The organism is Ideonella sp. FW305-24 (assembly GCF_058788035.1).
In genome coordinates, this window is sequence record NZ_JBYTAI010000002.1 from 156733 (window position 1) to 177427 (window position 20695).

Genomic DNA, 20695 nt, shown 5'->3' on the forward strand with positions numbered 1-20695 from the left:
TAGCTGGTGATGGGGCTACGCGCCGATAGCCAAGTTGAGTAACTGCGCGGGTTGCCGAGGACCTCGCGGCGTCCGGTCCAACGCGCGGAACCAGCCGAGGTAGTTCTCCAGGTAGGCCGTGGCGACGCCGTTGAATCGGCGCATCCAGCCTTTGAGCCGCCCGTGGTACGAGTTGACGTTCTGGATGTGCCAAGCACCGATGGCGTGAGTGCCCGAGGAGGTCACGACCCGGTGATGCTCAAGCCCCAAGTCTTTGACGGCCTGGCCGATTGAGCCGCCACCATCCGTGCAGACCACGGCATCGGACGGCAGTAGCGGCTTGAGAACGGCCATGACGGCGGCTTTGCGACTGTCCGACAGCACGTAATCCGTCGTGGTGCCGGAGCGGTCCCGAGCCACCAAGACGGGAATCTGCTCGCGGGACAGGCCTCGCTTGGCCGCGCTGCCGCCGCGCTTTCGGACCTTGCGCCCCACGACGTTCTGCCCCTTGAATGACTCCAGCACGTAGGTCTCGTCAATCTCGGCGACGCCGGCCAGGGCGTTGGGTTTGACGCTCCGAGGCACCGCGAGGAACCGGTGTCGCCAGCGGAACGCCGTACTCGGGGCCACGTTCAAGTGCTCGGCGGCACGCATGACCGTCAGTCCATCGGCCAGCGCCTGGGCTTGGTCGAGCCACTTGCCCTTGTGGCGCAGCCTGGCCAAGGGCGTGCCGGTCAATGCGTTGAAGGTCTTGCCGCAGGCGCGGCACTTGTACCGCTGCAGCCCGTCTGCCACGCCATTGCGCACGATGCGGTGCTCGCCGCAGTGTGGGCAGCTTCTAGATTGATGGCGAGCCGACTCGACCAACTCAATCGACTCGACTGCCGTTGCCTGCGCCTTCAGCCTCTTGATAACTTCCTGCCGCTGAGCCCGGCTCAGCCGGTCAACCAGCGCCCACAGGCGCTGCATGTCCTTCTTCCTCATGCTCATCCTCGACGCCCCACTTGGGGCCGTTCGAGGCAGTCTGGCAGTCCGCTGGCTCACAGCGCGAGCCAGCGTCACTACCTAACGCGCAAAGCGCCAATAAAAAAAAGCCCGAGAGGCATGGCCTGTCGGGCTTTTGCTCACACGGCATTCGCGCAGAAGAACTGCGCGAATGCCTGGAGAGACTTAGAACGAGTGGCTGAGACCGAAATCGTAGCCATTCTTGTTCTTTTCGCCCAGGCTACCATCCGGGCCAACGTCACCACCAATGCGGGCGTAGTCGGCGTAGATCTTGGTACGCTTGGACAGCTTGTACTCAATGCCCAGGCCAGCCTTCTTCAGGGTCTGGTCGCCAGCTGCCAAATCAACCTTGGACTGGGCGTAACCCGCCTTCAGGTTCAGCGCGCCGTAAGGGACCACTACGCCAACGAGGAAGCCCTTGGCGTCCTGGTCCAGCGCGGTCTTGCCGTCAGAGTACGAACCAGACACCTTGGCCAGACCGAAGTCATACGAACCCATCACGGTCGTCAGCTTCTGGTTCTCAAACGTGGTGGCTTCGTATGCAGCACCAACCACCAGCGAGTTCCAGGTGTAGGACGCGCCCACCGCGAAAGGCTTCTTGGTGCCGGCACCGTAGGTTTCAGCAACGGAAGCCGACAGCTTCAAGCCGCCAAAAGCGCCATCGTAACGAACCGAATTGTCCAGGCGACGCACGTCGATGAAGGAGCCGACAGGGCCGCCCACAAAATTGTTGGTGCGCAGGGTCGCGCCAATGTCACGCAGGTTAGCGATGGTGTCGCCACCGAACGGATCGCTGGCACTCACCACATCCCAAGCGCCGTTTTCCATGCGGCCGAGTTGCAGGGAACCGAACTTGGTGTTCAGGCCCACGGAGGACCAGCGATTCCAGAAAGTGGTTCCGCCTTGTGCAGCGCCGGTGTCAGCCGAAATTTGGCTTTCGATCCGGAAGATGGCCGACATGCCATTGCCCAGGTCTTCGCTGCCCTTGAAGCCGATGCGGCTACCGTTGTTGTCAGCGACTTGCTTGTCGTTGGAGGCCACGGTCTTGGCCAGCGCCAGGTCCAGCTTGCCGTACACGGTCACCGACGATTGAGCGGAAGCGGCGCCGGCGAAAGCACCCAGAACTGCCAGAGCGAGCAGAGTTTTTTTCATTGCAACTATCTCCAAGATTGGTACGAGAGATCCGGAGGGTTGGCCTGGCCGCTTCATTGAGCGGCTGGTCCGGAGCGCACTAAAGGCAAACCCTGATGCGGAAGCTGAGCGTGATTGCACCAGAGCCCCGCCAAGGAGGCAAACTTTCAGGCACATCCGGCCCAGGGTCGTTGCCTATGGACAACGGGTGGCCAAAAAACGAGCGCGTCACAATGGCGTCTTGCGAAATTCACATAACGCCAGCAATCGGGAGAAACCCAGGATGCTCGACACCTTGTTGATCAACGCAGATCAAGCGCTGCGCACGCTCTCAGGCGGCGCGAGAGCCAACCGCGCCAGCCCTGCGCAGCCCGAGCTTGGCGCGACGGCACTCAGCGCGTCGCAGAAGCGACTTTCCGGCGCACTGATGCGTGTGAACCATGTGGGCGAAGTTTGTGCGCAGGCGCTTTATCAGTCACAGGCGCTGGGCACACGTGATCCCGCGCTGCGGCGGGATCTGCAACAAGCCGCCGACGAGGAGATTGATCACCTGGCCTGGACAGCGGAACGCCTGAAGGCCTTGAACAGCCACGCCAGCTGGCTGAATCCGCTCTGGTACGCCGGCGCTTTCTCGCTGGGCCTGCTGGCCGGCCGCGCCGGAGACCGCTGGAGCCTGGGCTTTGTCGCGGAGACGGAGAGGCAGGTGGCCCGGCATCTGGCCAGCCACCTCGCGCGCCTGCCCACCGAGGACCATGCGTCACGCGCCATCGTGGCGCAGATGCATGCAGACGAAGTCCGGCATGCGGAACAGGCTGAGGCCGCCGGGGCCCATCGGCTGCCGGCCCCCGTTCGCGGCCTGATGCGGGTGGCAGCCAAGGTCATGACGACCACCGCACACTACATCTGACAATGCCGCGCGGCCTCAGGCCCCAGCCTCGCGCACTTCGATGCTGGTGCTGATCTCCGCCGTGCGGCCCAACATCGCTGTCGCCGAGCAATACTTTTCGTGCGACAGCGCCACGGCCCGCGCCACCGCGGCCTCCGGAAGCTGCTTGCCGGTCACCACGAAATGCATGTGCAGCTTGGTGAAGACTTTCGGGTCGACCGACGCACGCTCGGCCTTGAGGGACACGGTGCAGCCGCTCACCTCGTGTCGCCCGCGCTGCAGGATCAGCACCACGTCATAGGCCGTGCAGCCACCCGCACCGGCCAACAGCGTCTCCATCGGACGCGGGGCCAGATTGCGGCCACCACCCTCCGGTGCGCCGTCCATGTTCAGCAAATGGCCGCTGCCAGTCTCCGCCAGCATCGACATGCCGGTTTCCGGCACCCAGTGGATCGTGCATTCCATCGACTTCTTCCTCGTTTGAAAGCGGCTTTGCGGCCTCGCTGGGCCGCCACTGTGAATTATCTCGCGCCAGTCACCGGTAACGAACGGCTAGCAGCATATTGCGGCGCAACACAAGTGCGGTTAAACTCTATTCATCGCATTGATGGATCTATCGATCAATGCCCCGGTTGTCTCCTCCACCTCCTCCATTGGTGGATTCAGCCCGGAGCTGCAAAGCTCCGGGCTTTTTTCTGTCTGGCGACATCTGGCGTAGGTCACAGCGCGCTGCTTTACCATGCAGCGCTTCTGCGTGGCAGACCCTCCGGGCGATGCGTGCGAAGTCATTTCAACCAGCATTGCACCGAGGAGAGACGCCATGGCAGGCGCCGCCCGTCCGGCCCGCCCTGCGGCGCGCCCGGCATCCAGTCGTTCCATGTCCGGCACCAGCATGGCGATCCAAGCGGCCACGCCGCCGAGCGCCAACGACTACCTGCGCAAGATCCTGAACGCCAAGGTCTATGACGTTGCAGAAGAAACCGCGCTGGACCCGGCCCGCACGCTGAGCAAGCGCCTGGGCAACCAGGTGCTGCTCAAGCGTGAAGACCTGCAGCCGGTGTTCAGCTTCAAGCTGCGCGGCGCCTACAACAAGATGGCGCACCTGTCGCCGGAAAAGCTGCAGCGCGGCGTCATCTGCGCCTCGGCAGGCAACCATGCCCAGGGCGTGGCCATGAGCGCCAAGCGCATGGGCTGCCGTGCCGTCATCGTGATGCCTGTCACCACACCCAAGGTCAAGATCGACGCCGTGGCCGGCTGGGGCGGCGAGGTCGTGCTGCATGGTGAAAGCTATTCCGACGCCTACGGACACGCCGTCGAACTGGGAAATGCCCAGGGCCTAACCTTCGTGCATCCGTTCGACGACCCGGACGTCATCGCCGGCCAGGGCACGATCGCGATGGAAATCCTGCGCCAGCACCAGGGCCCCATCCACGCGGTGTTCTGCGCCATCGGCGGCGGCGGGCTGATCTCCGGTGTCGCGGCCTACATCAAGGCAGTGCGGCCCGAGATCAAGGTCATTGGCGTGCAGACGGTCGACTCCGACGCGATGCTGCGCTCGGTCAAGGCGGGCAAGCGCGTGACGCTGCCCGATGTCGGCCTGTTCGCCGACGGCACTGCCGTCAAGCTGGTCGGTGAAGAGACTTTCCGCCTGGTGCGAGAGCTGGTCGACGACTTCGTGGTCGTCGACACCGACGCCGTCTGCGCCGCGATGAAAGACGTGTTCCAGGACACCCGCAGCATCGTCGAGCCTTCCGGCGCGATGGGCGTGGCCGGCCTGAAGCAGTACGCCGCCGAGCACAAGCTCAAGGGCCAGACGCTGGTGGCCGTGACCTGCGGCGCCAACATGAACTTCGACCGCCTGCGCTTTGTCGCCGAGCGGGCCGAGCTTGGCGAACAACGCGAAGCCTTGTTCGCGGTGACGATCCCCGAGGAGCGCGGCAGCTTCAAGCGCTTCTGCGAACTGATTGGCTCGCGCAGCGTCACCGAGTTCAACTACCGCATCTCGGACGCCAAGATCGCCCACGTCTTCGTCGGCGTGTCCATCAGCAAGCGCGACGAGGCCGACAAAATCGCCCGCAGCTTCACCCGCCACGGCTTCGCCACCGTCAACCTGACCGACGACGAGCTGGCCAAGGAGCATGTGCGGCACATGGTGGGTGGCCGCAGCGAGCTGGCGCGCGACGAGCGGCTTTACCGCTTCCAGTTCCCCGAGCGCCCGGGCGCACTGATGCGCTTCCTGTCGGCCATGCATCCGGACTGGAACATCAGCCTGTTCCACTACCGCAACCAGGGCGCAGACTACGGTCGCATCCTCGTTGGCATGCAGGTGCCCAAGGGCAACAAGCAGGCCTTCAAGGACTTCATTGCCGGCCTGGCCTACCCCTGCGTGGACGAGACCGACAACCCGGTCTATCAGTTGTTCCTGCGCTGAGCAGCTTCAGCGCAGCGCCACACCGGGCGGTACGGCCTGCGGCGCGGGCTCGACTCGCTCGGCCCGCAGGATGCGCACCGGCTTGGCCAGCAACTGCCCACGCACATAGTCCTCGCCCTGGGCCGGATCGGTCGCCGCGCCGTGGATGAGGCGCACCACGTCCATGCCTTCCAGCACCTGCCCAAAGGCGGCAAAGCCCTGGCGATCCGGGTTGCGCTGGCCGCCGAAATCCAGCCCCGGCTGCTCACCGATGCAGATGAAAAATGCCGCGGCCGAGCCAGTGCCCACCGCACCACGCGCCAGCGACAGCGTGCCGTCATGGTGCCGCAGCCCGCTGGCCTGCGTGGTCTCGTGGGCCACCGGCGGCGCTGGCGTGTCGTCGCCCGCCACGCCACCCTGAATGACTTCGATCTGCGGCGTGCCGTGATCGTTGTCTCGCCGCACCGTGCGGTAGAAGCTGGCGCCCGCGTACAGCCCACGGTCCACGTAGCGCAGGAAATCGCCAGCGGACACAGGAGCGTGCGCCAGGTCAACAGCCACCACGATGGTGCCCTGCTCGGTCACCAAGCGGACCTGCACCGGCGGTGTGGGTGCAGTGGCCGCCGGGGTTGGCGGCGCGGTGGCGGCCCCGGCCGTACCGGCACAACCAGCCAGCACCCATGCCAGCGAGAACCCGCACAGCCTGCGGCGAAGAAAACCATGGTTTGCGTTCATCATTCAACGGCTCCGGTTTGCCAAGCCCCGGTGAAAAGTTCGCAAAGCGTCGTCAGATGGACCACTGCGAACCAGGGCTCCTGTGGGCTGCGCCCATGCACCAAGGGCGCAGCCGGTAGACTGCAGCGCATTCTCCATCCACGCGCAGCGCCGCCGCTGACCGACACTGCGCGCCCGGCTGCCTCCTGGCGCCTTCCGCGCCGGCCCCGCCCTTCCCTGCTCTCCACGCCCATGGCCCTCACCGAACAAGCCGTTCTCGCGGCACTGCAAACCGTCGTCGACCCCAACACCGGCAAGGACTTTGTCTCCACCCGCCAGCTGAAAGCCCTGCGCCTCGATGGCGGCAAGGTCAGCTTCGAGGTCGAGCTCGGCTACCCGGCGCGCAGCCAGGTCGCACTGCTGCAGTCAGCCCTAGAAGCGGCTGCTCGGACCTTGCACGAAGTTACACAGGTCGACGTGCAGGTCAACAGCCACATCGTGGCGCACCAGGTGCAGCGCGGCGTGGCCTTGCTGCCGGGTGTGAAGAACATCGTCGCGGTCGCTTCGGGCAAGGGCGGCGTCGGCAAGAGCACCACTGCAGTGAACCTGGCGCTGGCGCTGGCGGCAGAAGGTGCATCGGTCGGCCTGCTGGACGCCGACATCTACGGCCCCAGCCAACCCACGATGCTGGGCATCTCCGGCCGTCCGGAAACCCTGGACGGCAAGAGCATGGAGCCGATGCAGGGCCACGGCATCAAGGTCAACTCTATCGGCTTCCTGGTCGACCCGGGCGACGCGATGATCTGGCGCGGCCCGATGGCCACGCAGGCGCTGGAACAGTTGCTGCGCCAGACCAATTGGGGCGAGCTCGACTACCTGATCGTCGACCTGCCGCCCGGCACCGGCGACATCCAGCTGACCCTCTCGCAGCGCGTGCCGCTGACCGGTGCCGTCATCGTCACCACGCCGCAGGACGTGGCGCTGATCGACGCGCGCAAGGGCCTGAAGATGTTCGAGAAGGTCAGCGTGCCGATCCTCGGCCTGGTCGAGAACATGGCCGTCTACTGCTGCCCGAACTGCGGCCACACGGCCCACATCTTCGGTGCCGAGGGCGGCAAGCGCATGGCCGAGACCCACGGCGTGCACTATCTGGGCGCATTGCCGCTCAGCTTGGCCATCCGCGAACAGGCCGATGCTGGTGCACCCACCGTGGTGAGTCGGCCCGACAGCGAAGAAGCCGGCCTCTACCGCGCCATCGCCCGCCAGGTCGCGGTGCAGGTCGCGCAGCGCGCCAAGGACTTCTCGTCAAAGTTCCCCAGCATCAGCATCTCGAAGAGCACCTGATCCTCTGGGCAAAAGGGTCCTGAACATGACCGCCAGCATCCCGCGCGAGCAGGTCACCGGCCTTCTGCTGGCCGGCGGTCGCGGCCGGCGACTGGGGGGGGTCGACAAGGGCTTGCAGACCTGGCACGGCCGGCCGATGGCCGAATGGGCCTTGCAGCGCCTGGCACCCCAGGTCAGCACCTGCCTGATCAGCGCCAACCGCCATCTGGCTGACTACGCGGCGCTGGGCATGCCCGTGCTGGCCGACGCCGAGGGCGGCTTCCCCGGCCCGCTGGCCGGCTTCCTGGCCGGCCTGTCGGCCGCGACCACGCCATGGCTGGTCACAGTGCCCTGCGACACGCCAAATTTCCCGCTGGACCTGGTCGCCCGACTGGCGAATGCCGCGATCACGCAAGACTGCGAGATCGCGATGGCCGCCACGCGATCCCCCGATCACGCCGAGGCACTGCGCCCCGAACCGGTGTTCTGCCTCCTGCGCTGCCATCTGCGTGCTTCGTTGCAGGCTTATCTGGCGCAAGGCCAGCGCCAGGTCGAACACTGGGCACGCCAGCACACTTGCGCCTTCGTCGGTTTTGAAGACAGCGACGCCTTCTTCAACGTCAACACGCCTGACGACCTGGGTCGTCTGCGCAGCCTGCCGGGCGGCTGAGCTGGCCGCTGCGGCCGCGCGGCATTCACCAAACCGGCGCACGCTCGCGGCTGCCCCGCCTCAGTTCCAGTAGTTGAACAGCTCCGGCCGAGTGGCCCGGTATTGCTGCAAGGTGCTCAGCGTGGCCGGCACCAGCGAATGCGCGCCAAACCACAAGGCCTCGTCCCGCGCCAGGCCGCCGAGCTGATCCAGCGAACTGGCCATGCCGCGCCAGCCTGCCCAGTCAATCTCCGGCATGCTGCGCATGGCATCCCGCGGCAAATGGCGCAAGGCCGTGGCCAGCAGCCCCAACTGCCGCGCCACCTCTCCCCGCTTGGTACCCGAAGCCAGCAATTCGACCTCGGCCAGCCCGTGGGTCAAGCCCAGTACCGCTTCGCCTGCCTGTTGAATCGCACCCAGCACGGCCGCCGTGTCGGTCGGCCGGTTTTGTCTTGTCATATCCCCGTTCATGCCCGCTGCTTCAGCATGATTCGGGCCAGCCACCCGGCGCAGCAAGCGTAACCATTCCCATTGGGGCCGCCGAGTTACAAAAAGGGCATGCAAGAAGTCGCTGCGGCACATCACACCAAAACGTCTGCCCATGCGGCAAGGCGCCATTCCCACGCCAGCGGTTCCGCTCTACGATGAAGCATCGCTGCCGGCCATTGGCCCGCAGCTTCCATGCGCAGCAGGAGGTTTCATGCACACGCAAGGTCAAGCCCGTTTCGTCGCCGCATGCACGGCTGCAATGGCGTTGACCGCCATGCTGGCCGGCTGTGCGCAAGATCCTGCGCGGTCGCTTTCACAACCTGCAGCCCCGTCCATCCCAGCGGTCGACGGCATGGGCGCGGCCACACCGGCCATCCAGACTTTGCTGGCCGATGGCTTGTTCGCCGCGCCGCGGGAAACCATCGACACCAGAGACCTGTTCGCCGTGAACAGCGACATGCTGCACTTCCTGCGCAGCGACCTGGAGCCGTTGATCCGCGCCCAGGGCAAACAGCGCGGCCTCTACGAAGCACTGCAGAGCAACCAATACCTGAAGCTGGACTACGACACCGCCCGGACCCGCACGGCCGCCCAGGCTTTCCAGGCGCGTTCAGGCAACTGCCTCTCTCTTGTCATCCTGACCGCCTCGCTGGGCCGCAAGCTCGGCTTGCAGGTGAGTTTCCAGCAGGTGCTGAACGAGGACAGCTGGGGTCTGAGTGGCGACTTGGTGGTTGCCAGCGGCCACGTCAACGTGGTGCTGGGCCAGCGCAACTCGATGGCCTGGGGCGACGACAGCCAGTCGCTGGTCGTCGACTTCCTGCCAACCGAAGCAGTCAGAGGCCGGCGCGCCCGCCTGGTCAGCGAAGACGTGGTGATCGCGATGTTCGAGAACAACCGCGCCGTCGAGTCCATGGCCCAGGGCGACCTCGACACTGCCTACTGGTGGGCCAGAGCCGCGGTGTCGCATGAAAAACCCGCCGCCTCGGCCGTCAACACACTGGGCGTGATCTACCAACGCCGCCAACTTCCCGCCATGGCCGAGCAGGCCTATCGGCAAGCGCTCGCACTCGAACCCGCCGACCTGCGCTCGCTGGCCAATTTGGCCGGCCTGATGCGAAGCGAGGGCCGAGACAGCGAAGCCACCCCGCTGGACCAGCGGATTGCCAAGTTGATGCCGCAGCAGCCCTTCCACCACTTCCGCCTCGGCCTGGCCGCGGCGCAGCGGCATGATTGGCTGCAAGCCCGCGATGAACTGACCCGCGAACTCGAACGTGACCCGACCTTCCAGGACGCCCAGGCCTGGCTGGCCCAGGTCTACCTCGAACTGGGTGATTTGCCCAATGCGCGCAGCCACCTCGCGCTGGCCGCGAAAAATGGCAGCACACCTGGCAACCGTGCGCTGTACGCAGCCAAGCTGGAGCATCTGCGTGCGGTGTCGCAGGTCGCCGCCAGCCGCTGAACCGGGCGCATGAGAGAAGCTTCGACCCCACGTAACAAAGCGCTTGAAAGGGCTGTGCGCGCAAAGCCGCTCAGCATGGGCACAATCGCGCCTTTCTCGCGCTTTCTGAATCTTCATGTCATCGACCCCTTCGCTGCCGAACCCGGCGCCCCTGGACCCTTCGGCCGAGACGCCAGAGGCCGCCGCCGCGCCCGGCATCGAATCCACCAGCCCGGAGGCGGGCGACTCGCCTGAGGCCGCTGCCGTCGTTGAACCCGAGGCCGTGCAAGCCAGTGGCGACGAGGCGGCAGAAACCCCCGCAGCCGCAGCAACCGAGGCCGTGGACGCTGACGCCACCAAAGGCGAAGAAGCCCCGGCCGAAGACGCTGCACCGGCCGCCGCTGGCGCCAAGCCAGCGCCGGTGGCCATGTCGCCAGCCGAATGCGCCCAGGCGCTGAAGTCGCGCTTCCCGGCGCTGTTCGCTGGCGCGCCCAAGCCGCTGAAGCTGCGCATCCAGGCCGACATCCAGGCCCGCGCGCCCGGCGTGTTCACGCGCCAGTCGCTGTCGGCCTTCCTGCGCCGCCACACCGGCAGCACCAGCTACCTGATCGCGCTGAGCCGGGCCAAGACCCGCTTCGACCTTGACGGCCAGCCGGCCGACGAGTTGAGCGACGAGCACCGCCAAGCGGCGGTGGATGAACTGACGCGCCGCCGCGGTGTCACGCAGCAGCGCCGCGAGGCCGAAGACCAGCAGCGCCGCGATCGCTTCAACCTGCTGCGCGACTTCGAGCACACCACGCTGACCGAGCCGAACTTCTGCGCGCTCAAGGGCCTGACGCCCGAGCAATTGCATGCCACGCTGGCCCAAGCCCGGCAGGAGCTGACCGAAGCCCCGCCGCAGCGCGAGTTCGACCGCCGCCCACCGCGCGACGGCCAGTTCCGCGACGACCGCCGGCCCGGTGGCGGCGGCGGTCCGCGCGGTCCTGGCGGCCCTGGTGGCGCCGGCCCGCGTGGCGAAGGCCGCGGCCCGGGCCGCGGTGATGGCCCACGTGCAGACGGTCCGCGCACGGATGGTCCACGTGGCGACGGCCCGCCGCCGCGCCGCGAAGGCGGTGGCCCGCGCCGCGATGGCGCCGGCGCACGTGGCCCGCGCAACAGCGGCCCGCGCCGCCATGACGACAGGCCGCAAGGTCCGCGCGGCCCGGCCGGCGGCAAGCCGCCCGGCAGCGAAGGCGGCGGCAACGCGGCCTGATCGCGAGGTGAAACGGCGCTCAGGCGCCGTTTTTCATGGGCGGCCGGCGATCACAGGAAGCGTTCGAGCAGCTTCTTCGAATGCCGGTCCAGCAGTGTCAGGTCCGGCACCAGGAAGACGATGCCGTGGCCGCTGGTGATCAGCAGCCGGCCACGCTCGGCCAGGCGGCGGATGTCTTCCTCGACCTTCAACACCAGCTCGGTGGCGCCGCGGTCGGTCTCCACCACCCAGGTGCTGGGCGTCGAAAACGTGGAGACCGAGACGATGCGGCGGATCTCCGGCACGAACTCTCGGCCGCGAAGCTCGTCTTCCAGCATCCGGCGCGGCGCCTCCGGCAAGGCCGAGAGCCGTGGCACCCAGGCCAGCTCGCGGCCCTCGGCGCTGACCAGCGACAGGCCGTCGTCCGGCGCGGTGATGGGGAACGCGCGCACGGGCGTGACGGCCTCGTGCACCACGCCCTGCGCGGTCGTCAGCATCAGCCGGCCCAGCGCGTTGCGGCCAAGCGTGAAAGTGGGTTCGGACGGGTTCATCGACGCGGCTTTCATTGGACTGGCTTCATGACACCTGGGCGCCATGCGCCGAGGGTTGCGGCAGCGCGCTGGAGAGCAGCGCCGCTTCGTGGTCGGTCTCGCCGTCCTCGTCGGCATCGGCCCGGCGGGCCTGGGCTTCGTAGAGCCGCCAGTAGGCGCCCTGCTTGGCCATCAGCTCGTCGTGCGGGCCGACCTCGACCACCACGCCGCGGTCCATCACCACCAGCCGGTCGGCCTTGCGCAGCGTGGACAGGCGGTGCGCGATCGCAATCGTTGTGCGGCCCTGGACCAGGTTGTCCAGCGCCTTCTGGATCTCCTTCTCGGTCTCGGTGTCCACGCTGGAGGTGGCCTCGTCGAGGATCAGGATGCGCGGGTCGATCAGCAGCGCGCGGGCAATGCTGATGCGCTGGCGCTCGCCGCCCGACAGGCCCTGGCCGCGCTCGCCGACCAATGAGTCGTAGCCCTGCGGCAGGCGCAGGATGAAGTCGTGCGCATGCGCGGCGCGCGCCGCGGCAACAATTTGTTCGCGCGTCGCATCCTGGCGGCCGTAGGCGATGTTCTCGGCGATGGTGCCGAAGAACAGGAACGGCTCCTGCAGCACCAGGCCGATGTGGCGCCGGTAGTCGGAAACGGCGAAGCGCCGGATGTCCACGCCGTCGACCTTGATCGCGCCGTCGGTCACGTCGTAGAAGCGGCACAGCAGGTTGACCAGCGTGCTCTTGCCCGAGCCGCTGTGGCCCACCAAGCCAACCATCTCGCCGGGCTTGATCTCCAGGTTCAGACCGCGGATCACCGAACGGTTGCCGTAGCGAAAGCCGATGCTTTCCATCGTCACGCCGCCACGCACCTCGCCGGTGGGCACCGGGTTCGAGGGTTCGGGCACGTTGGACACATGGTCCAGGATGTCGAAGATGCGCTTGGCGCCGGCCGCGGCCTTCTGCGTCACCGAGACGATGCGGCTCATCGAATCCAGCCGGCCGTAGAAGCGGCCGATGTAGGCGATGAAGGCGGTCAGCACGCCGACCGTGATCTCGCCCTTGCTGACCTGCCAGATGCCAAAGGCCCAGACCACCAGCAGGCCCACGTCGGTCAGCAGCGAGACGGTGGGGGTGAACAGGCTCCAGGTCTTGTTGAGCTTGTCGTTGACCGCCAGGTTGGCCTTGTTGGCCTCGCGGAAGCGGCCGGCCTCGCGGCTCTCCTGCGCAAAGGCCTTGACCACGCGGATGCCGGGAATCGTGTCGGCCAGCACGTTGGTCACGTCGCCCCAGACCCGGTCGATCTTCTCGAAGCCGGTGCGCAGCCGGTCGCGCACCAGGTGGATCATCCAGGCGATGAAGGGCAGCGGCAGCAGCGTGACCAGCGCCAGCCAGGGGTTGATGGACGTGAGGATCACCGCGGTCATGCCAATCATCAGCACGTCGGTCGCGAAGTCCAGCGCGTGCAATGACAGGAAGACCGAGATGCGGTCCGTCTCGGAGCCGATGCGAGCCATCAGGTCGCCGGTGCGCTTGGCGCCGAAATAGTCCAGTGACAGCTGCAAGAGGTGCTCGAAGGCGGTGGTGCGCAGGTCCGCGGCGATGCGCTCGGAGACCAGCGCCAGCAGGTAGGTGCGGGCCCAGCCCAGGCTCCAGGCCAGCAGCGCCGCGCCCAACAGGCCCGAGAGCAGCAGCATCACGTAGCTGGGGTCGATGCGCTGGCCGTTCTGGAACGGGATCAGCACCTTGTCCATCAGCGGAATGGTCAGGTACGGCGGCACCAGCGTGGCGGCGGTGGCCGCCAGCGTCAGCATGAAGCCGATCAGCAGCTGGCCTGCGTATGGCCTGGCGAAACGCGACAGGCGCAGCAGCACCCAGGTGGACGGCGGTGTGTGCAGTTCGCGGTCGCAGACGGGGCATTCGTCGCTGTCGGGCGGCAGCAGCGCCTGGCAGGACGGGCAGCGCGTCGGGTCGTCGCCCTCGGCGGCCATGCCGGCGGCGCGCGCGGCCTGCACCTGCTCGAAGCGCTTGAGGAAGCGCAGCGCCAGCACGTTGGCACCCAGCGTGAAGCGCCAGCGCGCCAGCAGCGCCGTGGCGTCCGACAGCTCCAGCGTGCCGACACCGGCGTGATCTTGATGGCGCAGCTGCAGCGCGGGCGTCAGCGGGATGCGGGTCCAGTCGGCCGCGCCCGGCGCACGGGCCAGCAGGCCGAGTTCGGTGAGCACCAGCTGGCCGTTGCCAAAGACCAGGTCGTCGCCCAGGTCCAGCGCGAGGCTGGCCAGCTGGGTTTCGCCAGCGGCCAGCGGCGCGGCCAGGGCGGGGGTGGCAGCGGAATGCGGATGTGGGTGTGGCATGAGGCAGGCATTCGGCCGGCGCAGCCGCCCGGCGGACGCGCCAGGCGGCCGCCGGCCGCTGAAGCGGCGGATTTTCCGCGAATCCGGCCCCCACGGCGTGCGGGTCGATGCGGGGACTGTCGGGCATCAACAGCCCCGCCGGCCGCCGGCCAAGGCGAGGAGCGCAAAATCGCGGGATTGCGACGTGCTGGCAGCTGCCAGCTGCCGACACAATAAGCAGCACTGCCCGCGCGGCCGGTGGGCCGACGAAAACGGCCACCACGGCCGGCAACGGGTCACACTTTTCCTTGCCTGCCTGCCCATGAGCGAACCGAAGAACGACATCCAGCTGCTGCGCATCACCTACCTGCGCGGCCCCAACATCTGGACCTACCGGCCGGTGATGGAGGTCTGGCTGGACCTCGGCGAGCTGGAAGACTCTCCTTCGCAAACCTTGCCCGGTTTCACCGAGCGGCTGCTCAAGCTGCTGCCGGCGCTGGAGGAACACCACTGCGGCGTGGGCGAGCGCGGCGGCTTTCTGCAGCGACTCACCGAAGGCACCTGGGCTGGGCACATCCTCGAGCACTGCGTGATCGAGTTGCTGAACCTGGCCGGCATGCCGACGGGCTTCGGCCAGACCCGCAGCACCTCCCAGCGCGGCGTCTACCGCATGGTCTTCCGCGCCCGCAACGAGCAGGTCGGCCGGGCTGCGCTGCAGCAAGGCCATGCGCTGCTGATGGCCGCGATCAACGACCGGCCGTTCGACACCTCTGCCGCCGTGGCCGTCGTGCGCGAGGCCATCGACGATTGCTACCTGGGCCCATCCACCGCCTGCATCGTCGCCGCGGCGACCGACCGGCGCATCCCGCACATCCGCCTGAACGACGGCAACCTGGTGCAGCTGGGCTACGGTGCGCGCCAGCGCCGCATCTGGACGGCCGAGACCGACCTGACCTGCGCGATTGCCGAGAACATCGCCAGCGACAAGGACCTGACCAAGACCCTGCTGAAGGCCTGCGGCGTGCCGGTGCCCGAAGGCGAGGTGGTGCACAGCCCGGCCGAGGCCTGGTCTGCCGCCGAGGACATCGGCCTGCCGGTGGTCGTCAAGCCCAGCGACGGCAACCATGGCCGCGGCGTGACGCTGGACCTGAACAATCAGGCCGACATCGAAGCCGCCTATGAAGTGGCCGCGCGCCACGGCAGCGAGGTGCTGGTCGAACCCTTCATCCGCGGCGAAGAGCACCGACTGCTGGTGGTCGGCGGCAAGGTCGTGGCCGCAGCGCGCGGCGAAACCGCCTGGGTCACCGGCGACGGCCAGCACGACGTGGCCACGCTGGTCGACCAGCAGATCAACAGCGACCCGCGCCGCGGCACCACCGAAGACCACCCGCTGAACCGCCTGAACGTGCGCTCGGACGGCGTGATCCAGCTCGACCTGCAGCGCCAGGGCCTGACGCCTGACACCGTGCCGCCAGTGGGCAAGCGCGTGCTGGTGCAGCGCAACGGCAACGTGGCGATCGACTGCACCGACGCGGTCCATCCCGAGGTGGCGCATGTCGTGTCGCTGGCGGTGCGCGCCGTGGGCCTGGACATTGCCGGCGTGGACCTGGTGTGCGAGGACATCTCGCGCCCGCTGGAAGCGCAGGGCGGCGCCATCGTCGAAGTCAATGCCGGCCCCGGGCTGCTGATGCACCTGAAGCCGGCCGAAGGCACGCCGCGGCCGGTGGGCCAGGCCATCGTCGAGCACCTGTTCCCGGCGGAAGAACATGAAGGCCACGCCGGCCGCATCCCCATCGTCGGCGTGATGGGCACGCACGGCACGGCCACCATTGCCCGCGCGGTCGCCTGGCTGATCCACCTCAGCGGCAAGCCGACCGCGCTCGCCTGCCAGGACGGTCTGTTCATCGGCAGCCGCCGCACCGAAAAGGCCAGCCCCCAGGCCGCTCGCTTCTGGGAAGCCAGCCACCGGCTGCTGATGAACCGCGAGGCCCAGGCCGCCGTGTTCGAGAACAGCGCCGCGCTGGTGCTGGACGAGGGGCTGCCCTACGACCGCTGCCACGTCGGCCTGATCACCGATTTCGGTGGCGCAGAAGCGCTGGGCCGACACGACATCACCGAGGCCGACCAGCTCTACAAGGTGCTGCGCACCCAGATCGACGTGGTACTGGGCGACGGCGTGGGCGTGCTGAACGCGGGCGACGCGCGCATCGCCGAGATGGCCGAACTGTGCGACGGCGAGGTGCTGATGTACGGCGTGGACGAAGGCGGCACGCTGCCCGAGCCGCTGGTCGAGCACCAGGCCGCCGGCAAGCGCGTGGCTTTCCTGCGGGGCGGCCGGGTGCACCTGGCGCAAGGCGCTGTCGAGCTGCCGGGCGTGGACCTGGCCGGCATCGTGCAGCGCCGCGGCCACGCCCCCACGCCCGAGCTGATGGAACTGCTGCTGGCTGCAGTGGCCGCAGCCTGGGCCTTCGGCATCTCGCCCGACCTCATCGCCGCCGGCATCGAAACCTTCGCGCTGCAAACCGCCGCCTGAGCGGGCCAGCTGCCTGTCTCCTTTCCCGACCCACCGTCCCGCTCTCGCTGTAAAACAAAAGCACCATGGACATTTCCCGCATTCGCGCCTTGCGTGGCCCCAACCTCTGGAGCCGCCACACCGCCATCGAGGCCATCGTCACCTGCGGAGAACAAGAACGCGCACTGACTTCGCTTCCCGAGTTCGAGGCCCGGCTGCGCGCGCTGTTCCCCAACCTGGGCCCGCTGCGCCGCCAGCCGGACCAGGCCTCGCTGGCCCATGTGCTGGAAACCGCGACGCTTGCGCTGCAAAGCCAGGCCGGTTGCCCGGTGACCTTCAGCCGCACGACCGCGACGCTGGAACCCGGGGTCTACCAGGTGGTCGTGGAATACAGCGAGGAAGACGTGGGCCGCAAGGCTTTGATCGCAGCCGAAGGCCTGATCCAGGCCGCGCTGGCTGGCGGCAGCTTCGACCTGACCGGCACCGTCGCCGCGTTGCGCGAGATCGACGAAGACGTGCGCCTCGGCCCATCCACCGGTTCCATCGTGCTGGCCGGCGTGGCACGCGGCGTGCCGTACCGCCGGCTCACGCAGGGCAGCCTGGTGCAGTTCGGCTGGGGCGCCAAGCAGCGCCGCATCTGGGCGGCCGAGGTCGACTCGACCAGCGCGGTTTCCGAATCCATCGCCCAGGACAAGGACCTGACCAAGACCTTGCTGCGCGCCGCTGGCGTGCCGGTGCCGCTGGGCCGGCCGGTGGACTCGGTGGACGAAGCCTGGGAGGTGGCGCTGGAGATCGGCCTGCCTGTCGTGCTCAAGCCGCAGGACGGCAACCAGGGCAAGGGTGTCACCGTCAACATCGTGACCCGCGAGCACCTGGAGATCGCCTACAAGGCGGCCGAGGAAATCGGCCAGGTCATGGTCGAGAAATTCCTGCCCGGCAGCGACTACCGGCTGCTGGTGGTGGGCAACAAGCTGATCGCCGCCGCGCGGCGCGACCCCCCGCTGGTCATTGGCGACGGCGAGCACACGGTGCGCGAGCTGGTGACCCTGGTGAATGCCGACCCGAAACGCGGCGACGGCCACGCGACCTCGCTGACCAAGATCCGCTTCGACGAGATTGCCGTGGCACGGCTGGAGATCCAGGGCATGACGCCCGAGTCGGTGCCGGACAAGGGCCAGCGCGTGATCCTGCGCAACAACGCCAACCTCTCGACCGGCGGCACCGCGACCGACGTGACCGACGACGTGCACCCCGAGGTCGCCGCGCGTGCGGTGGCCGCGGCGCAGATGATCGGCCTGGACATCTGCGGCGTGGACGTGGTCTGCGACAACGTGATCCGCCCGCTCGAAGAGCAGAGCGGCGGCATCGTCGAGGTCAACGCCGCGCCGGGGCTGCGCATGCACCTGTCGCCTTCGTTCGGCAAGGGCCGGCCGGTCGGCGAAGCCATCATCAACCACCTCTACGGCCCGGGCGACGACGGCCGCATCCCGGTGGTTGCCGTCACCGGCACCAATGGCAAGACGACCACCACGCGGCTGATCGCCCACCTGTTCACTGCCGCCGGCCTGCGCGTGGGCATGACCAACACCGATGGCGTGCACGTCAACGGTCGCCAGATCGATTCGGGCGACTGCGCCGGCCCGCGCAGCGCGCGCAACGTGCTGATGAACCCCGACGTGGACGTGGCCGTGTTCGAGACCGCACGCGGCGGCATCCTGCGCGAAGGCCTGGGCTATGACCGCTGCCAGGTGGCAGTCGTCACCAACATCGGCGCGGGCGACCACCTGGGCCTGAACTACATCACCACGGTCGAGGACCTGGCGGTGCTCAAGCGCGTGATCGTGCAGAACGTCGCGCCCACAGGCTTCGCGGTCCTGAACGCGACCGATCCGCACTGCGCGGCGATGGCGCCGACCAGCCCCGGCGGCATCATCTTCTTCGCTGCCGACCGGCACCACCCGGTGCTGGCCACGCACCGCGCGCAAGGCCAGCGCTGCGTCTTCGTGGATGACGGCCACATCGTCGCCGCCGAAGGCAACTGGCGCGAGAGCGTGAGCCTGCGCGACATCCCGCTGACGCGCAACGGCAGCATCGGCTTCCAGGTTGAAAACGCGATGGCGTCCATTGCCGCCGGCTGGGCCGTCGGCCTGGGCTGGGACGCGATGCGCGCCGGCCTCGCCAGCTTCCTGAACGACGCCGACAACGCACCCGGCCGCTTCAATGTGCTGGACTACCACGGCGCCACCTTGATCGCCGACTACGGCCACAACCCCGACGCGATGCGCGCGCTGGTCGACGCCGTCAACGCGATGCCAGGCAAGCGCCGCTCGGTGGTCATCTCCGGCGCTGGCGACCGGCGCGACGAGGACATCCGCGAGCAGACGCAAATCCTGGGCAAGGCCTTCGACGACGTGATCCTGTTCCAGGACGCCTGCCAACGTGGCCGCGAGGACGGCGAGGTGCTGGCGCTGCTGCGCCAGGGCCTGCAGGACGCCCCGCGCACCTCGCATGTCGAAGAGATCCATGGCGAGTTCATCGCCATCGACAAGGCCTTGTCCAAGCTGCAGCCGGGCGACCTGTGCCTGATCCTGGTGGACCAGGTCGAAGAATCATTGGCGCACCTCGCAAAGCGCGTCACGGAACCCCAACTTCAGTGACCTTGCAGGGGCGTGGACATGCAGACGCAAGACACGCCCCAAACCTGGCAAGTTGACGGCCCGCTCGGCACTTGGATCGGTGCTGACTGGCGTCCACCGGCGCTGGCCGCCCAAGTCGAAAAAATCTGGGCCTTTGACGGCGTGCTGAACCATGCGCGGGAACGTGTGTTCCCGGACGGCAGCATCGAGCTGATCGTGCAGCTCGGCCCCTGCCACCGCAGCACCGAGGGCGGCGAACACCGCGACGGGTTTCCGCGCCTGTGCTTCAACGGTCAGCGCCTGCGCGCCGAGGTTGTGGAGGCGCCGGCCGCGCGGGTGCAGGTCGTGGGCCTGCGGCTCACGCCGCTGGGCGCCCAGGCACTGCTGAGGGGTGCCCACACCGAAGCGCTGGACCGCACCGTGGACCTGGAACTGGCGCTGGGCGCAGCGGCCCGCGCGCTGGGCGACGCGCTGGCGGATGCCCCCCATCCTGCCGCGCAATTGCAGGCCGCCGCACGCTGGCTGCAGCGCGAGTTGCGCAACGCGGCACCGCCGGATGCAAGCGTCGCCTGGGTCTGCCAGCGGCTGCGCGAGACGGGCGGCCAAGCCGGCATCCGGGCGCTGTGCGAGCAGGCCGGCCTGTCGACCACGCGGCTGCCGGCACGCTTTCGCGCCCTCACCGGCCTCACGCCCAAGCAGTACGCGCGGGTGATGCGCTTGCAAGCCGCGCTGGCGCTCCTGGCACGGGACGCGGCCTCGCCGCTGAGCGAGCTGGCGCTGGACGCTGGTTATGCCGACCAGCCGCACTTCAACGCCGAGTTCAAGGCCATGGCCGGCCTCACGCCAGGCGACTACCTGCGCGCGCAACGTTACCCGAACACGGTCTCGCTGGCCGAGCCGGCACCGGCGCACTGAAAATTTTCACAAGACGGCCCCGCGCCGCGGACCTACGCTGGGCGCCAGTCCATCATCAGGAGACCGCCATGAGCAAGGTCCATGACCTGTTTGCCTATTTGTCGATGCGCGAAGCCGCCAAGGCCATCGAGTTCTACGTCGAGGCCTTTGGCGCCGAGGAGCTGTTCCGGCTGACCGAGCCGGGCACCGGGCGCATCGGCCATGCCGAGCTGCAGCTGGGGCCGCGTGTGTTGATGCTGGCCGACGAGTTCCCTGAGTTCGACATCCATGCACCCGCTGGCGCACCAGGCAGCGGCGCGCGGCTGCACCTGCACGTGGACAACGCCGACGCGATGATCGAGCGTGCAGTGGCCGCTGGCGCGACGCTGGTGATGGCGCCGCAGGACCAGTTCTACGGCGAGCGCGGTGGCCGCATCCGCGACCCGTTTGGCTACGAGTGGCTGATCGGCCACGAGATCGAGGCCGTGGCACCCACCGAAATGCAGCGCCGCTACGACGCGATGTACGAGCCGTCCTGA

Annotated in this window: 17 protein-coding genes; 10 read left to right on the top strand and 7 right to left on the bottom strand. The window is 67.9% G+C overall.

The window, feature by feature from the left end:
• Nucleotides 1-15: 15 nt before the first annotated feature.
• Both AC3WR5_RS06465 and AC3WR5_RS06470 read right to left on the bottom strand, forming a co-directional pair.
• Nucleotides 16-963, bottom strand: a complete 948-nt coding sequence (locus tag AC3WR5_RS06465) for an IS1595 family transposase (RefSeq protein WP_492482867.1) — start codon at nucleotides 961-963, stop codon at nucleotides 16-18.
• 186 nt (nucleotides 964-1149) lie between these two features.
• The gene (locus tag AC3WR5_RS06470; RefSeq protein ID WP_492482869.1) at nucleotides 1150-2136 is read right to left on the bottom strand and encodes a porin; all 987 of its coding nucleotides are present in this window, start codon (nucleotides 2134-2136) and stop codon (nucleotides 1150-1152) included.
• 262 nt (nucleotides 2137-2398) lie between these two features.
• Between AC3WR5_RS06470 and coq7 the strand changes: the two genes are divergently transcribed.
• On the top strand, nucleotides 2399-3022 hold the full coding sequence (coq7, locus tag AC3WR5_RS06475) for a 2-polyprenyl-3-methyl-6-methoxy-1,4-benzoquinone monooxygenase (protein ID WP_492483557.1): 624 nt from the start codon (nucleotides 2399-2401) through the stop codon (nucleotides 3020-3022).
• A 15-nt stretch (nucleotides 3023-3037) separates the two neighbouring features.
• Here coq7 and AC3WR5_RS06480 read toward each other — a convergent pair whose 3' ends face one another.
• Nucleotides 3038-3466: an OsmC family protein gene (locus AC3WR5_RS06480; protein WP_492482871.1), complete on the bottom strand. Its 429-nt coding sequence runs from the start codon at nucleotides 3464-3466 to the stop codon at nucleotides 3038-3040.
• A gap of 427 nt (nucleotides 3467-3893) precedes the next feature.
• Between AC3WR5_RS06480 and ilvA the strand changes: the two genes are divergently transcribed.
• A complete protein-coding gene (gene ilvA, locus AC3WR5_RS06485) occupies nucleotides 3894-5432 on the top strand; it encodes a threonine ammonia-lyase, biosynthetic (RefSeq protein WP_492483559.1) in 1539 nt (512 codons plus the stop codon).
• Nucleotides 5433-5438: 6 nt separating this feature from the next.
• Here the strand turns inward: ilvA and AC3WR5_RS06490 are convergent, their stop codons facing one another.
• Nucleotides 5439-6149, bottom strand: coding sequence for a peptidylprolyl isomerase (locus AC3WR5_RS06490; protein ID WP_492482873.1), 711 nt, complete (start codon nucleotides 6147-6149; stop codon nucleotides 5439-5441).
• Between the two features lie 228 nt (nucleotides 6150-6377).
• On the opposite strand from AC3WR5_RS06490, the gene apbC reads away from it, so the two are divergent.
• Nucleotides 6378-7469: an iron-sulfur cluster carrier protein ApbC gene (apbC, locus tag AC3WR5_RS06495; RefSeq protein ID WP_492482875.1), complete on the top strand. Its 1092-nt coding sequence runs from the start codon at nucleotides 6378-6380 to the stop codon at nucleotides 7467-7469.
• A 25-nt stretch (nucleotides 7470-7494) separates the two neighbouring features.
• Nucleotides 7495-8118, top strand: coding sequence for a molybdenum cofactor guanylyltransferase MobA (gene mobA, locus AC3WR5_RS06500; RefSeq protein WP_492482877.1), 624 nt, complete (start codon nucleotides 7495-7497; stop codon nucleotides 8116-8118).
• Between the two features lie 60 nt (nucleotides 8119-8178).
• Here mobA and AC3WR5_RS06505 read toward each other — a convergent pair whose 3' ends face one another.
• Nucleotides 8179-8556, bottom strand: a complete 378-nt coding sequence (locus AC3WR5_RS06505; protein WP_141285157.1) for a ribonuclease HepT family protein — start codon at nucleotides 8554-8556, stop codon at nucleotides 8179-8181.
• A 241-nt stretch (nucleotides 8557-8797) separates the two neighbouring features.
• Here AC3WR5_RS06505 and AC3WR5_RS06510 point away from each other — a divergent pair, with 241 nt between their 5' ends.
• Both AC3WR5_RS06510 and AC3WR5_RS06515 read left to right on the top strand, forming a co-directional pair.
• Nucleotides 8798-10045, top strand: a complete 1248-nt coding sequence (locus AC3WR5_RS06510; protein WP_492482879.1) for a tetratricopeptide repeat protein — start codon at nucleotides 8798-8800, stop codon at nucleotides 10043-10045.
• A 115-nt stretch (nucleotides 10046-10160) separates the two neighbouring features.
• On the top strand, nucleotides 10161-11276 hold the full coding sequence (locus AC3WR5_RS06515; RefSeq protein ID WP_492482881.1) for a ProQ/FINO family protein: 1116 nt from the start codon (nucleotides 10161-10163) through the stop codon (nucleotides 11274-11276).
• A gap of 50 nt (nucleotides 11277-11326) precedes the next feature.
• On the opposite strand, the gene AC3WR5_RS06520 is transcribed toward AC3WR5_RS06515, so the two are convergent.
• Entirely contained in the window at nucleotides 11327-11821 is a 495-nt protein-coding gene (locus AC3WR5_RS06520) for a cyanophycin metabolism-associated DUF1854 family protein (RefSeq protein WP_492482883.1), read from the bottom strand.
• 10 nt (nucleotides 11822-11831) lie between these two features.
• A complete protein-coding gene (locus AC3WR5_RS06525; protein WP_492482885.1) occupies nucleotides 11832-14135 on the bottom strand; it encodes a cyanophycin metabolism-associated ABC transporter in 2304 nt (767 codons plus the stop codon).
• A 301-nt stretch (nucleotides 14136-14436) separates the two neighbouring features.
• Here AC3WR5_RS06525 and AC3WR5_RS06530 point away from each other — a divergent pair, with 301 nt between their 5' ends.
• The 4 genes from AC3WR5_RS06530 to AC3WR5_RS06545 all read left to right on the top strand — a co-directional run bounded on the left by AC3WR5_RS06530 (nucleotide 14437) and on the right by AC3WR5_RS06545 (nucleotide 20695).
• Nucleotides 14437-16647, top strand: a complete 2211-nt coding sequence (locus tag AC3WR5_RS06530; protein ID WP_492482887.1) for a cyanophycin synthetase — start codon at nucleotides 14437-14439, stop codon at nucleotides 16645-16647.
• A gap of 65 nt (nucleotides 16648-16712) precedes the next feature.
• Nucleotides 16713-19283, top strand: coding sequence for a cyanophycin synthetase (gene cphA / locus AC3WR5_RS06535; RefSeq protein WP_492482889.1), 2571 nt, complete (start codon nucleotides 16713-16715; stop codon nucleotides 19281-19283).
• A gap of 18 nt (nucleotides 19284-19301) precedes the next feature.
• Complete coding sequence (locus AC3WR5_RS06540; RefSeq protein ID WP_492482891.1) at nucleotides 19302-20177, top strand: helix-turn-helix domain-containing protein; 876 nt, start codon at nucleotides 19302-19304, stop codon at nucleotides 20175-20177.
• A 68-nt stretch (nucleotides 20178-20245) separates the two neighbouring features.
• Complete coding sequence (locus AC3WR5_RS06545; RefSeq protein ID WP_231011947.1) at nucleotides 20246-20695, top strand: VOC family protein; 450 nt, start codon at nucleotides 20246-20248, stop codon at nucleotides 20693-20695.

Bases quoted from the DNA above. Each gene is read 5' to 3' on its own strand.
- AC3WR5_RS06465 (WP_492482867.1), bottom strand. From the start codon at position 963: ATGAGGAAGAAGGACATGCAGCGCCTGTGGGCGCTGGTTGACCGGCTG.
- AC3WR5_RS06470 (WP_492482869.1), bottom strand. From the start codon at position 2,136: ATGAAAAAAACTCTGCTCGCTCTGGCAGTTCTGGGTGCTTTCGCCGGC.
- coq7 (WP_492483557.1), top strand. From the start codon at position 2,399: ATGCTCGACACCTTGTTGATCAACGCAGATCAAGCGCTGCGCACGCTC.
- AC3WR5_RS06480 (WP_492482871.1), bottom strand. From the start codon at position 3,466: ATGGAATGCACGATCCACTGGGTGCCGGAAACCGGCATGTCGATGCTG.
- ilvA (WP_492483559.1), top strand. From the start codon at position 3,894: ATGGCGATCCAAGCGGCCACGCCGCCGAGCGCCAACGACTACCTGCGC.
- AC3WR5_RS06490 (WP_492482873.1), bottom strand. From the start codon at position 6,149: ATGATGAACGCAAACCATGGTTTTCTTCGCCGCAGGCTGTGCGGGTTC.
- apbC (WP_492482875.1), top strand. From the start codon at position 6,378: ATGGCCCTCACCGAACAAGCCGTTCTCGCGGCACTGCAAACCGTCGTC.
- mobA (WP_492482877.1), top strand. From the start codon at position 7,495: ATGACCGCCAGCATCCCGCGCGAGCAGGTCACCGGCCTTCTGCTGGCC.
- AC3WR5_RS06505 (WP_141285157.1), bottom strand. From the start codon at position 8,556: ATGACAAGACAAAACCGGCCGACCGACACGGCGGCCGTGCTGGGTGCG.
- AC3WR5_RS06510 (WP_492482879.1), top strand. From the start codon at position 8,798: ATGCACACGCAAGGTCAAGCCCGTTTCGTCGCCGCATGCACGGCTGCA.
- AC3WR5_RS06515 (WP_492482881.1), top strand. From the start codon at position 10,161: ATGTCATCGACCCCTTCGCTGCCGAACCCGGCGCCCCTGGACCCTTCG.
- AC3WR5_RS06520 (WP_492482883.1), bottom strand. From the start codon at position 11,821: ATGAAAGCCGCGTCGATGAACCCGTCCGAACCCACTTTCACGCTTGGC.
- AC3WR5_RS06525 (WP_492482885.1), bottom strand. From the start codon at position 14,135: ATGCCACACCCACATCCGCATTCCGCTGCCACCCCCGCCCTGGCCGCG.
- AC3WR5_RS06530 (WP_492482887.1), top strand. From the start codon at position 14,437: ATGAGCGAACCGAAGAACGACATCCAGCTGCTGCGCATCACCTACCTG.
- cphA (WP_492482889.1), top strand. From the start codon at position 16,713: ATGGACATTTCCCGCATTCGCGCCTTGCGTGGCCCCAACCTCTGGAGC.
- AC3WR5_RS06540 (WP_492482891.1), top strand. From the start codon at position 19,302: ATGCAGACGCAAGACACGCCCCAAACCTGGCAAGTTGACGGCCCGCTC.
- AC3WR5_RS06545 (WP_231011947.1), top strand. From the start codon at position 20,246: ATGAGCAAGGTCCATGACCTGTTTGCCTATTTGTCGATGCGCGAAGCC.